At 63.7% G+C, this 11,569-nt stretch carries 13 protein-coding genes; 8 read left to right on the forward strand and 5 right to left on the reverse strand.

Annotation, left to right across the window (positions count from 1 at the left end; genetic code table 11):
* The first annotated feature begins 7 nt into the window (after positions 1-7).
* Positions 8-793, forward strand: coding sequence for a ThuA domain-containing protein (locus NP945_RS02215; protein ID WP_136616658.1), 786 nt, complete (start codon positions 8-10; stop codon positions 791-793).
* 48 nt (positions 794-841) lie between these two features.
* A complete protein-coding gene (locus NP945_RS02220) occupies positions 842-1,891 on the forward strand; it encodes a Gfo/Idh/MocA family protein (protein ID WP_256745455.1) in 1,050 nt (349 codons plus the stop codon).
* Positions 1,892-1,933: 42 nt separating this feature from the next.
* Here NP945_RS02220 and NP945_RS02225 read toward each other — a convergent pair whose 3' ends face one another.
* The 5 genes from NP945_RS02225 to NP945_RS02245 form a co-directional block, all read right to left on the reverse strand.
* Positions 1,934-2,182 (reverse strand): DUF680 domain-containing protein, encoded by a 249-nt coding sequence (locus NP945_RS02225; protein ID WP_127268964.1) that lies wholly within the window; start codon positions 2,180-2,182, stop codon positions 1,934-1,936.
* Positions 2,183-2,375: 193 nt separating this feature from the next.
* Positions 2,376-3,014, reverse strand: a complete 639-nt coding sequence (locus NP945_RS02230) for a TetR/AcrR family transcriptional regulator (protein ID WP_127268963.1) — start codon at positions 3,012-3,014, stop codon at positions 2,376-2,378.
* A gap of 158 nt (positions 3,015-3,172) precedes the next feature.
* Positions 3,173-4,204, reverse strand: coding sequence for a phosphotransferase family protein (locus NP945_RS02235; RefSeq protein WP_256745456.1), 1,032 nt, complete (start codon positions 4,202-4,204; stop codon positions 3,173-3,175).
* Positions 4,201-4,686, reverse strand: coding sequence for a MaoC family dehydratase (locus tag NP945_RS02240; RefSeq protein WP_023810115.1), 486 nt, complete (start codon positions 4,684-4,686; stop codon positions 4,201-4,203). The genes NP945_RS02235 and NP945_RS02240 overlap by 4 nt, the downstream gene beginning before the upstream one ends.
* Before the next feature lie 39 nt (positions 4,687-4,725).
* The gene (locus NP945_RS02245) at positions 4,726-5,541 is read right to left on the reverse strand and encodes an SDR family oxidoreductase (protein WP_256745457.1); all 816 of its coding nucleotides are present in this window, start codon (positions 5,539-5,541) and stop codon (positions 4,726-4,728) included.
* Positions 5,542-5,656: 115 nt separating this feature from the next.
* On the opposite strand from NP945_RS02245, the gene NP945_RS02250 reads away from it, so the two are divergent.
* From NP945_RS02250 to NP945_RS02275, 6 genes are all read left to right on the forward strand, one after another.
* Entirely contained in the window at positions 5,657-6,898 is a 1,242-nt protein-coding gene (locus NP945_RS02250; protein WP_127809359.1) for an acyl-CoA dehydrogenase family protein, read from the forward strand.
* 52 nt (positions 6,899-6,950) lie between these two features.
* On the forward strand, positions 6,951-7,988 hold the full coding sequence (locus NP945_RS02255; RefSeq protein WP_256745458.1) for a zinc-binding dehydrogenase: 1,038 nt from the start codon (positions 6,951-6,953) through the stop codon (positions 7,986-7,988).
* Positions 7,989-8,203: 215 nt separating this feature from the next.
* Positions 8,204-9,367 carry a glycosyltransferase 87 family protein gene (locus NP945_RS02260; protein WP_256745459.1) on the forward strand — a complete coding sequence of 388 codons (1,164 nt, stop codon included), beginning with the start codon at positions 8,204-8,206 and terminating at the stop codon, positions 9,365-9,367.
* A complete protein-coding gene (locus NP945_RS02265; RefSeq protein ID WP_127329411.1) occupies positions 9,360-10,349 on the forward strand; it encodes a glycosyltransferase family 2 protein in 990 nt (329 codons plus the stop codon). The genes NP945_RS02260 and NP945_RS02265 overlap by 8 nt, the downstream gene beginning before the upstream one ends.
* Positions 10,346-11,155: a ChbG/HpnK family deacetylase gene (locus NP945_RS02270; RefSeq protein WP_256745460.1), complete on the forward strand. Its 810-nt coding sequence runs from the start codon at positions 10,346-10,348 to the stop codon at positions 11,153-11,155. The genes NP945_RS02265 and NP945_RS02270 overlap by 4 nt, the downstream gene beginning before the upstream one ends.
* Entirely contained in the window at positions 11,152-11,562 is a 411-nt protein-coding gene (locus NP945_RS02275; protein ID WP_256745461.1) for a GtrA family protein, read from the forward strand. The genes NP945_RS02270 and NP945_RS02275 overlap by 4 nt, the downstream gene beginning before the upstream one ends.
* Positions 11,563-11,569 lie beyond the last annotated feature (7 nt).

The following is an 11,569-nucleotide window of genomic DNA, read 5'->3' on the forward strand; positions in this document are numbered from 1 at the left end:
GATGAAAATGCCGACAAAAGCGATCGTTTGGGGCGAGAATGTCCATGAGCAGACCAACGCCGCCGTGCGCGACCTCTATCCCTTGGGGATGCATGGCACCATTGCCGCCGCCCTCAACCAGGACAAGGGCATCGAGGCGACCACCGCCACCTTGCAGGAGCCCGAGCACGGCCTGAGCGAAAAGCGCCTGGCGGCCACCGACGTGCTTTTGTGGTGGGGCCACGCGGCGCATGGCGAGGTCAAGGACGAGATCGTCGAGCGGGTGCAGAAGCGGGTGTGGGAAGGGATGGGCCTGATCGTGCTTCATTCCGGCCACTACTCGAAGATATTCAAGCGGCTGATGGGCACGCCCTGTTCGCTGAAATGGCGCGAGGCGGGCGAGCGCGAGCGCGTCTGGGCGATCAACCGCGGCCACCCGATCGCGCAAGGCATCGGCGAGTGCCTGGAGATCGGCGAGACCGAAATGTATGGCGAGCCCTTCGCCGTGCCGGAGCCGCTGGAGACGGTGTTCGTCTCCTGGTACGAGGGTGGCGAGGTGTTCCGGTCCGGGCTGACCTACCAGCGCGGCGCGGGACGGATCTTCTACTTCTCGCCCGGCCACGAGACCTATCCGATCTATCACAATGAGGGCGTGCAGCAGGTGCTGCGCAACGCCGTGCACTGGGCGCACAACCCGGCGCCGGCATGGTCCGGCATCACCAATGCGCCGAACGTGCCGACGGATGCGGCCAAGGAGAAGATCGTGCAGAAGGGGCTGCGCCTGCATGCCGACGGCGACAAGGGCCTGAGTTGATTCGGGCCTGAGCTGATTGGGGTGTGAGGTGGCTGGGGGCCTGAACTGATGCATCGAATTCTTCTGCTCGGCACCGGCGGCATCGCCGGACATCATGTCGATGAGTTTGCCGGGATTCCCGGCTGCAGCATCGTCGCTTGCGTCGATCAGGTGCCTGGCCGCGCGGCGGCGTTTGCCGCCGTCAGCAAGATCGGCGAATCTTTCGAGAGCCTGGAGGCGGCGATCGCCTGGGGTCAGTTCGATGCCGCCATCAACGCGACGCCGGATGGTGCGCATATGGCAACGACGCTGGCGCTGCTTGCCCAGGGAAAGCATGTGTTTTGCGAAAAGCCGCTGGCGCCGAACCACGCCGACGCGCTTGATATGACCGAAGCGGCCGAGGCTGCAGGGGTGGTCAACATGGTCAACCTGACCTATCGCAACTCACCGGCGATCCATGAAGCGCGGCGCATGGTGCTGGCCGGCGAGATCGGCGTGTTGCGCCATGTCGAGGCAAGCTACCGGCAAAGCTGGCTGGTCAGCCAGTCGTGGGGCGACTGGCGGGTCGAGGACAAATGGCTCTGGCGCTTGTCGAGCCGGCACGGTTCGACCGGTGTGCTGGGCGATGTCGGCATCCATATCCTGGACTTCGCCACCTATGGCGCCGGCCAGGATATCGTCAGCCTGCATGCCGATCTGGTGACGTTTCCGAAGGCCGAGGGCGAGCGCATCGGCGACTATGTGCTGGACGCCAATGACAGCGTGGCAATGACGGCGCGGCTCAGTTCCGGTGCGCTCGCTACGATCGTGGCGAGCCGCTACATGACCGGCCACGCCAACGATCTGTCGCTGGCCCTGCACGGCACCAAGGGCGCCATCAGGGTCGAAACCGACGGCAAGGCATCGAACCTGTCGGCCTGTCTCGGCGGCGATGTCGATCTTCAGCGCTGGCAGATCTTGGCGCTGCCCAGTGTCAAGCGCAATGCGCGACGCTTTGCCGATGCGCTGGATACAGGCCGGAATGGCGATCCGTCGTTCCGGCGTGCCGCGGACATGCAAAAGCTGATCGACGCGGCCTTCGAGAGTTCAGCGGCGAAGCTGCCGGTTTCGGTCGGCTGAAGCTGGCCGGCTTGTGCCGGCCAGACGCGATCTTTGCTGATGTCAAAATGCGCTTGGTACAATCCACGGATTGATGCTGATGCCGAGCCGCGGGCCCTTGCCTTCAGCGGTGTTTTGCGTGGCACCCTTCTTCTCGACCGAACCGGTCGAAGCGCAATCGAGCTTTACGTTGGTCCTGGTGTCAACGCAGGCCGCCACCGGCGCATGTTTGACGGGATGGGTGGTGTTGGCGGCGAAGGCCGAGCCCGAAAGCGCCAGCACGGCGGCGAGGGTGAGGAGTGTCTTTTTCATTGTCAGTCTCCGGTTTCCGGGTCGAATTCAATTCGTACCGACGGGTGAATTTCTCTCGTACATGTACGATGCGCTGTACATATACGCCCGTCGATCGCGAAGTTCAAGGAAAACCGTACGCGTACAATAAATTTTTTGTTAACCAAGACCCCCAAGGTCTGGAGGAGAATACACAAACCAAAGGAAACGACGTTCAGCAGTTGACCGGTGTCTCGGTCAGAGGCGGGACGTTTTGCGTGCTGAGCGTGGCGAGCGTGAAATCGCACATCCGCTTCACGAAGGCCTGCGGATCGCCGAAGGGGTAAAACGGAAAGGTGATGAGCAGCGAGATCGTGCCGTGGCCGACCGCCCACAGCATGGTGGCGATGGCGCGCGGATCGCCCTGCAATTTGCCGGCGGCAACGCAGGCTTCGACCCTGCTGATCAGCACCTTCATAGCAGGGTTGCTCTCCTCCATTTCATTGTAGCCTTCCGGCAGCTTGGTCTTTTCGGTCATGAACACGGTGCGGTATTCGTTGGGATTGCCGAGTCCGAAAGCGGCATATTCGGTCATCACCGCCTGCAAGGCCTCGATCGGATCGTCGGATGGATGCTCCTCGATGCGGCGGGCCAGCGTCTCGAACGCATCCTCGGCCAGAGCGAACAGGATGTCCTGCTTGTCGGCGAAGTAGGAATAGACAGACATCGGGGCGTAGCCGACCCGCTTGGCCAATTTGCGGATGGTCAGGCCTTCATAGCCTTCTTCCTGGACGAGCTTGTGCGCGGCCTCGACAAGTTCGGAGCGCAGTTCTGCCTTTTGCTTCTCGCGGCGTGTCTGGACGCTCTGCGGCAAGATCTGGTGCCTTTGGTTGGTTGGTGGCTGGCTAAATTATATACGCTGTACGGAAACGGACAAGGGAAGTTCCCAAGCGGTATGCTTCGGATCGTGCCGACGCTTGTCGAGGTTGGCGGCACCCGTGATCAGCACCTTTGCTCCGTCAAAGCGGCCCATCACGCCTCCTTGTCGATCAGCTTCGCGGCAAGGCGCGAAAGCAGCTTTACCGCCTCGCCATAGGTCCGGGCCTTTTCCGGATTGGAGGCGTTGCCGTCCAGCGCCCGCTTGTAGACGCCCTGGCAAATCGCGGCCAGCCGGAAGAAGGAAAAGGCGAGATAGAACGTCCAGTTGCCGATACCGGTGAGCCCGCGCCGCCGGCAGTAGGCGGCGACGTAGTCCTCCTCGGAGGGCAGGCCGAGTGCGGAACGGTCGACACCGCCCAGGCCGCGAAAGCCGGAAGCGTGCGGCAGCCGCCATTGCATGCATTGATAGGCGATATCGGCGAAGGGGTGGCCTGATGTCGACAATTCCCAGTCGAGCACCGCCAGCACCTTCGGCCGGTCGGGCGCGAAGATCAGATTGTCCAGCCGGTAGTCGCCATGCACCAACGAGATCCGGCCATCATCGGCGGGCATATGCGTTTCCAACCAGGCAATCAGCCCGTCCATGTCGGCGACTGCGTCAGTCTCCGAGGCGCGGTACTGGCTGGTCCAGCGCGCCAGCTGGCGCTCGAAATAATTTCCCGGCCGCCCGAAATCGCCGAGCCCCACTGTCCCGACATCGATCTCGTGCAGCGCCGCGAGGGTTTCGTTCATGGCATCGTATATACCGGCGCGTTCTTCGTTGTCGCGAGCCTCCGGCAGCGCCGGATCCCAGAAAATGCGGCCGTCCAGGAAATCCATCACGTAAAACATGCGGCCGATGGGCGAGTCTTCCGCCGACAGGTGCAGCATGGCAGGCACGGGCACGGCGGTGCCGGCAAGCGCGCTCATCACCCTGAATTCGCGGTCGACCTGATGCGCCGATTTCAGCAATTGCCCCGGCGGCTTGGCGCGCAGCACGTAACGGCCGCTTGCCGCCGTCAAAAGGTAAGTCGGGTTCGATTGGCCGGATTTGAACTTCTCGACTGCTGCAAGCTCGGAAAAGCCCGGTATGTTCGCCTCGAGGTAAGGCGCAAGCGCTGCCTGGTCGAGTACGGGATCACTCATGCCGTCTCGGGCTGGCGTTCGATCAAGGTTAGCGTCAACCAGCGCGCGGTCAGTGCCGGCTTCTTCGAACCTTCGATTTCGATCGTCACGTCATGCGCGGTCTGCACCCAGCCCGACGGCCTGACCTTGACGTCGGCCAGCACGAAACGCGTGCGGATGCGCGCGCCCGTTTTCACCGGCGCCAGGAAGCGCAGCGAATCGAAGCCGTGGTTGACGCCCATCTTGCCGTTTTCCAGCGGCGGCATGGTCTCGAAGGTCATCGCCGACAACAGCGACAGCGATAGGAAGCCGTGCGCGATGGTGCCGCCGAACGGCGTTTCGCGCATGGCCCGCTCCGGATCGCAGTGGATGAACTGGTGGTCGTCGGTGGCGTCGGCGAACTGGTCGATCATGCGTTGCGTGACCGCCCGCCATGGCGACACGCCAACCTCCTTGCCGACACTGGCCAGAAGCACATCGAGACTGATCGGTTCCACGCTCATGTCCTCCAGTTCACCCCCGGCTTCTGTGGCCGGAAAATGTCATTCCTTGAACAGGGTCAGCCCATGCTGCACCGACTGTCCGCCGTCGATCGGCAGGATGGCGCCGGTGACATAGCTGCCTGCACGGCTGCACAAATAGAGCGTTGCGCCGGCAATGTCATCCGGTGCGCCGATACGGCCGATCGGAACATGGCTGCCGACGTGCCTGGCCTGCTCATCCGTACTGGTGGCGAATGCCGTCATCCGGCTCTGGAAGGGGCCGGGAGCGAAGGCATTGACGGTGATGCGGCGGCCGGCGAACTCGAGCGCAAGGGTGCGGGTCAGATGATGCACGGCTGCCTTGGACGCCGTGTAGGAATAGGCGTCGTCGGCCAGCGGCTGCGTGCCCATCACCGAACCGAGATTGATCACCCTGGCCGGATCGGCGTCGCTGGCGGCGGCATCAAGCAGCGGCAGCAATTCGCGGGTCAGATGGAAGACCGCGGTGACGTTGACGCCAAACACCTTGGCCCATGCCGAATAGGGGAAGCTTTCCAGCGGCGCGCCCCAGGAGACGCCGGCGTTGTTGACCAGAATATGCAGTTTCCCGGTCCGCGCTTTGACGTCGGCGACGAGTGCGGCAATGCCGGTTTCGCTGGAGACATCGCCGGCGAAGCCTTCGGCCCGGCCGGATGCGCCAAGCTCGTTCAGTTCTTCGGCGACTTTGATGCAGTCATCGCCCTTGCGCGACGCGATCATCACGTTGGCGCCGGCCTGCACCAGCGCGGTCGCCGCCATGCGCCCGATGCCGGTCGCGGCACCCGTCACCAGCGCAGTCTTGCCGGCCACCGAAAACAGCTCGTCCAGATAGCTCATCACAATCCTCCGCGCTCGGCATGCGGGCAAACAGTTCGCGTTGACAAGGCTATCCGAAGTACGGTCATCCTTGCCACTGACAAAATGCCTGGCATGCATGAAGGGTTAGCGACCGATGACGGAGATGAATCTCGGCATGACCGAGCGGCTGAAGCCGATCCACGCGCGCGTCGCGGCCATGGTGCGCGACGAGATCATGCCGCTCGACCATGAATTCCTCAGCGAAGTGGGCAAGGCAGGCAACCGCTGGGTCTACAGTGCGCGCCAGAGCGAGATCCTCGAAGGGCTGAAGAAAACCGCAAGGGAGCGCGGCCTGTGGAACTTCTGGCTGACCGGCTCGGAACGCGGTTACGGCCTTTCCACCGTCGAATACGCCTATCTGGCCGAGGAAATGGGAAAGGCGCATCTTGGTGCGGAGACCTTCAACTGCTCGGCGCCCGACACCGGCAACATGGAGGTGCTGGAGCGGTACGGCTCGGCCGACCTCAAGAAAGCATGGCTCGAGCCACTGCTCGACGGCAAGATCCGCTCGGCCTATCTGATGACCGAGCCGGATGTCGCTTCGTCCGATGCCACCAACATTGCCATGCGCTGCGAACGTCAGGGCGACGACTATGTGCTCAACGGCGAGAAATGGTGGGCTTCGGGCGCAGGCGATCCGCGCTGCGCCATCTACATCGTCATGGTCAGGACCGGCGGCGATGACGAGCCGCAGCACCGCCGTCATTCGATGATCCTGGTGCCATCGGACACAAAAGGCGTGACCAAGGTGCGGGCCATGCAGGTTTATGGCGATGACGACGCGCCGCACGGCCACATGCATCTTCGCTTCGACAATGTGCGGGTACCGGCATCGAACCTGATCCTCGGCGAAGGCAGGGGGTTCGAGATCGCGCAAGGGCGGCTCGGCCCCGGCCGCATCCATCACTGCATGCGCGCCATCGGACAGGCCGAGATGGCGCTCGAGATGCTGTGCCAGCGTTCCTTGCGCCGCGAGGCCTTCGGCCAGAAGCTGGCAAAGCTCGGCGCCAATTTCGACATCATCGCCGAATGCCGCATGGAGATCGAAATGGCCCGGCTGCTCTGCCTCAAGGCGGCGTGGATGATCGACCAGGGCGACGCCCGCGCCGCGGCCCCCTGGATCAGCCAGATCAAGGTGGTGGCACCCCGCGTTGCGCTCAAGGTCACCGACGAGGCGGTGCAGATGTTCGGCGCGCAAGGCATCAGCCAGGATACGCCATTGGCGCGGTCATGGACGCATCTGCGGACATTGCGCCTCGCCGACGGACCGGATGCCGTGCATCGCCGCCAGGTGGCGCGCACCGAGCTGAAGAAATACACGCAAGAAAAGGTCTGAGCGCCGGCATCGTCATCCGGCGATGCCGACAGCCCAAGCACGGAGTGTTCCAATGGCCGTCCCCTCCGAAATGAAGGCGCTGCTGCTGGTCGGCGACGGCTACACCAGGACGCCGAGCGGCAGTGTGCTGGAGGCGATGGAGCCGTATCTCGAGCCGGGCAACATCGCGGTGCCGACACCCGGACCGACGCAGGTGTTGATCAAGGTCAACCTCGCCTCGATCAACCCCTCCGACATCGCCTTCGTCAAGGGCCAGTACGGCCAGCCGCGCGCCAAGGGACAGCCGGCGGGCTTCGAGGGCGTCGGCATTGTCGTCGCCAGCGGGGACGAACCCTATCCCAAAGGCCTGATCGGCAAGCGTGTCGCTTTTGCCACGGGCGTCACCAATTGGGGCTCTTGGGCCGACTATGCCGTAGCCGAGGCCGATGTTTGCATCCCGCTGCTCGACACCGTTAGCGACGAGGATGGCGCGGCGATGATCGTCAACCCGCTCACCGCGCTCGCCATGTTCGACGTCGTCAAGGAGGAAGGCGGAAAGGCCTTTATGATGACCGCCGGCGCCAGCCAGCTCTGCAAGCTGATCATTGGCCTGGCCAACGGAGAGGGCTTCCGGCCGATCGTCACCGTGCGCCGCGACGACCAGATCGCGGCGCTGAAAGCGCTCGGCGCGGCGCACGTCCTCAACGAAAAGGCGCCGGATTTCAAGGCGGCGCTACGCGAGGTGGTGAAGGCCGAGCAGCCGCGCATCTTTCTCGACGCGGTGACCGGGCCGCTGGCTTCCGCCATCTTCGACATTATGCCGAAGCGGTCGCGCTGGATCATCTACGGGAAGCTCGATCCCGAAGCCACTGTTATCCGCGAGCCCGGCCAACTGATCTTCCAGCACAAGCGTATCGAAGGTTTTTGGCTGAGCGAGTGGATGCGCCAATTCCGCGATCGCCGCGGCCCGGCGATCCTAGAAGCGCAGAAGCGTTTTTCCGACGGGCGCTGGTCGACCGACGTGACAGCGGTGGTGCCGCTTGCCGAGGCCATGACGCGGGTGCCGGCGGAACTGGCCAAGCCGAACGGCAAGGTGTTCATCCGGCCTTAGGCCAATTCGAAAGGTTCGAGAAGCTTGGACGCGAGGGGGCCTCGGAGTGCTTTGCGTCAGAGATTGCCGGTTATCCGCCGCCTCGGAACCGTCAGGCCGATATCCGCGTCCATCAAGCCCCCTATGCCATGCCGCTGCGTCCGTGATATGCCGCCGCCATCGAATGCCGGGACAGGCTGGACTGAGCTTGTTCCGGGATTGTGTGGGGTGCCTTGATGACGATTTCCAAGCCGGTTTTCGACCGTTTGGGGTTTGGCCTGTGGATCGGAGCGTTCCTGGTCGTTCTTGCCATGGTCCTGAGGTCGCCGTACACGCGGACGGTGTGGAAGGCCTATATAGATGGCAGCGAGGCGCTTCTGGCCGGTCTGCCGCTCTACGACACCCAATCCGAGATGGGGTATCTCTACGCGCCGGCCTTCGCCGCGCTCTACACTCCGATAGTCAAGCTCGGTCCGCATCTGGGCGGCGTGGTGTGGCACTCCCTCGGGTTTGCGGTGCTGACCTTTGCCGCGATGCGGCAGGTGCGCAAGCTCGGTGGTGGCGAGTTGATGTGGCTGCTTTCTTTCGGCCTCTTCCTCGCTTTGCCGATGGCGCTCGGCGCGATCCGCAACGGCCAGGCGACGATCCTTTTGACCGCCGCTTGCTGGCTTCTCACATTGTCGGCGCTGGAAGGGCGACGGGCGGAGACGTTCTTCTGGGCTTCGCTTGCCATCATCGCCAAGCCGACCGCGATCATAATGCTGTTGTTGGTAGGAGCCCTTCGGCTTCGGTTGATACCGGTGCTGGTGCTGGCGGTGCTGTTCGTGCTCGCACTGCCTTACGCTTTTGCTCCCGCCGGCTATCTCAACGATCAGTATCGTGTCTTCGCCCAGATGTTGACCTCCATGGCCGTCGACAATACCAGCCATTTCGTGTCCACCGATTTCACGGCACCGTTCACCACGATAGGGCTGCCGATACCGGAATTCGGCGCAACGATCGTGCGCATGGTCATGGCCCTCCTTACGCTTTCAGCCGTCATCTGGTTCGACCGCAGGCTCGAAGGGGGAAAGGCAGCGCTGGCGATCTTCCTGACGGCCACTTTCTACATGTGCGTCTTCAACCCGCGCGTCGAGCCCAACACCTTTGCCATGATCGCGGTACCAGCCGGTCTTGCCATCGCCCTGTTGTGGCGCGAAGAACGAGGCGGCGTCCTCGCCTCGGTGCTGTCGATGACGCTGTTCGTGACCGGGCTGAGCGGCGTCGAGCGCCATGTGCACGATTTCCTCTTCCCCTGGTTCCGGCCGGTGGCCGTCACTTTCATCGCCGGTTCGCTGATCTGGTGGTTCTGGGCCAAGGCACGGGAAAAGGTGGTGAATGCGGGAGTCGCGAATGGCTGAGTTGCGACAGAGCCTCGATATCGTTGCGCCATTCTTCAACGAGGCGGCTTCGGCATCGGCCTTCGCGCGCCTGCTCGGCGAGCTCGAAGCGGCCGTGGCACAGCGCTTCGGCATGACCGTGCACAAGATCCTGGTCGATGACGGCAGCCGTGACGATGGCGCCGGACGATTTTCGCAAGCGCTGACGGGATCGTGGGAGATCGTCCGCCTCAGCCGCAATTTCGGCAAGGAAGTCGCTGTGCTCGCCGGCCTCGACCAGTCGCGCGGCGACATGGTGCTGATCATGGACGCCGACCTCCAGCATTCCCTGGACATCAGCCTGAAGCTGATCGCCGAGCTGGTGAACCATCCCGACATCGACGTCGTCTATGCCCAGAACGACCGCCGCGAGGCGAGTTGGCGGCGCAGCCAGCTTGCACGGCTTTTCTACAGCCTGATCAACAGCAGCCAACGTTTCGACATTCCCGAAAATGCCGGCGACTTTCGCGTCATGCGCGGCGCCGTGGCGCGCGCACTGACCAGCCTGCGTGACAAGCGTCGCTTCAACAAGGGCCTGTTTGCCTGGGCGGGCTTTCGCCAGAAAGCATTGCCCTATTCGCCGGAAGGCCGCGCCAGCGGCACATCGAAATGGAGCCGGCTCAACCTGATCGCCTTCTCGCTCGAAGGGTTCACCTCGTTCTCCGTCATTCCGCTGCGCCTGATCAGTCTTAGCGGGCTGCTCGCGGCGTTGGCCGGCGCGCTCTATGGTGCAAAGGTGTTCTTCGAGGTGATCTTCTACGGCATTGCCGTTCCGGGCTACCCCAGCCTGCTGGTTGCCGTCGTTCTGCTCGGCGGCCTCAACCTGACCCTGCTTGGCCTGATCGGCGAATATGTCTGGGTGACGCTCAGCGAGAGCAAGGATCGGCCGGTCTATCTCGTGCGCGATGTCGTGCGCAGCGATGCCCCCGCCGACCGGCCGGAGCCGGGCTCTTCGAACAGATGACGCGGCGCATTCGCCTGATCGCCGACGATTACGGCCTGGCGCCTGGCGTTTCCGCCGGGATTCTCGATCTTCTCGATCGGGGGCGCCTGACCGGCACCAGCTGCATGACCGGCTTTCCCGAGTGGGCAAAGGAGGCAGAGCGCATAAAACCGCTGTGCGGCCGGGCTGCGGTTGGGCTGCACCTCACCTTGACCGACCAGTTGGCCGTCACCGGCCGGTCGGCCCTGGCGCCGGAAGGCCGGCTGCCACCGCTCCGCGCACTGGCCTTGCCTGTTCTGCGCGGCCGCATCGACGACCGCCATGTCCATGCCGAGCTTGACGCCCAGTACAGCCGCTTCGTCGAGGCGCTTGGCCGCCGCCCCGATTTCGTCGACGGGCATCAGCATGTGCATTTCCTTCCCGTCGTGCGCACATGGCTGCGCACGCGTTTTCCAGAAGGCGCCGACAGGCCGGTCCTGCGCGGCGCCCCGGCTATGGCCGCGGGAGCGAAAGTCGCTGCGATTGCCGCGCTCGCCGCCGGGTTCAATCGCTCGATGCGCCGCGCGGGCTTCACCGTTTTCCAGCCGCTCGCCGGCATCTATGACTGGCGGCAACCCGAAAAGTTCGCTGCGGTTCTGCAGGCCGCCGTCGAAGGGTTGCCGGAGCGAGGGCTGTTCATGTGTCATCCCGGCCATGTCGACGAGACGCTGCGCGCGCGCGACATGATGCAAGGTGTGCGCGAGGTGGAATTTGCGGCCCTCGCATCGGACGCGTTCGGAGCCAGCCTGGCCCGCGCCGGCGTCGAGATCTTGGACGGCAAGAGATGAGCGACGCCGATCGGCCCCAGCGTTCGGCCGGCAGCAAGATCGTCCGCTTCGCCATTGTCGGACTGGCGAACACGGCCATCGACCTTGCCAGCTTTTTCCTGCTGCTCAAGCTCGGGGTTCCGCCGGTGCCGGCCAACATCGCTGCCTGGTTCGTCGCCGTCACCTTTTCCTTCGCGGCGAACGGCTTGTGGTCGTTCGAGCGCAATCGAGCCATCCGGCTGCATGACGCGTTCCTTCGTTTCGCCACGCTTGGAGCGCTGATTTCGCTCGGTGCCTCCAGCCTCTCGATCGCGCTGTTCGCCGGCGTCATCGGGGTGTGGCCGGCGAAAATCGGCGGCGTCATGGTGGCGGCGGTGCTGAATTTCCTTGCCGCGCGCTGGTCGATCGAAGGTCGGTTCTTGAGATAGGCGGAAC

It is taken from the genome of Mesorhizobium sp. LMG17149 (genome assembly GCF_024518695.1).
Lineage (GTDB): Bacteria > Pseudomonadota > Alphaproteobacteria > Rhizobiales > Rhizobiaceae > Mesorhizobium.

Coding starts and splice junctions, on each gene's coding strand:
- NP945_RS02250 (WP_127809359.1), top strand. CDS start 5,657: ATGACGGAGATGAATCTCGGCATGACCGAGCGGCTGAAGCCGATCCAC.
- NP945_RS02220 (WP_256745455.1), top strand. CDS start 842: ATGCATCGAATTCTTCTGCTCGGCACCGGCGGCATCGCCGGACATCAT.
- NP945_RS02235 (WP_256745456.1), bottom strand. CDS start 4,204: ATGAGTGATCCCGTACTCGACCAGGCAGCGCTTGCGCCTTACCTCGAG.
- NP945_RS02225 (WP_127268964.1), bottom strand. CDS start 2,182: ATGAAAAAGACACTCCTCACCCTCGCCGCCGTGCTGGCGCTTTCGGGC.
- NP945_RS02215 (WP_136616658.1), top strand. CDS start 8: ATGCCGACAAAAGCGATCGTTTGGGGCGAGAATGTCCATGAGCAGACC.
- NP945_RS02265 (WP_127329411.1), top strand. CDS start 9,360: ATGGCTGAGTTGCGACAGAGCCTCGATATCGTTGCGCCATTCTTCAAC.
- NP945_RS02270 (WP_256745460.1), top strand. CDS start 10,346: ATGACGCGGCGCATTCGCCTGATCGCCGACGATTACGGCCTGGCGCCT.
- NP945_RS02245 (WP_256745457.1), bottom strand. CDS start 5,541: ATGAGCTATCTGGACGAGCTGTTTTCGGTGGCCGGCAAGACTGCGCTG.
- NP945_RS02255 (WP_256745458.1), top strand. CDS start 6,951: ATGGCCGTCCCCTCCGAAATGAAGGCGCTGCTGCTGGTCGGCGACGGC.
- NP945_RS02260 (WP_256745459.1), top strand. CDS start 8,204: ATGACGATTTCCAAGCCGGTTTTCGACCGTTTGGGGTTTGGCCTGTGG.
- NP945_RS02275 (WP_256745461.1), top strand. CDS start 11,152: ATGAGCGACGCCGATCGGCCCCAGCGTTCGGCCGGCAGCAAGATCGTC.
- NP945_RS02240 (WP_023810115.1), bottom strand. CDS start 4,686: ATGAGCGTGGAACCGATCAGTCTCGATGTGCTTCTGGCCAGTGTCGGC.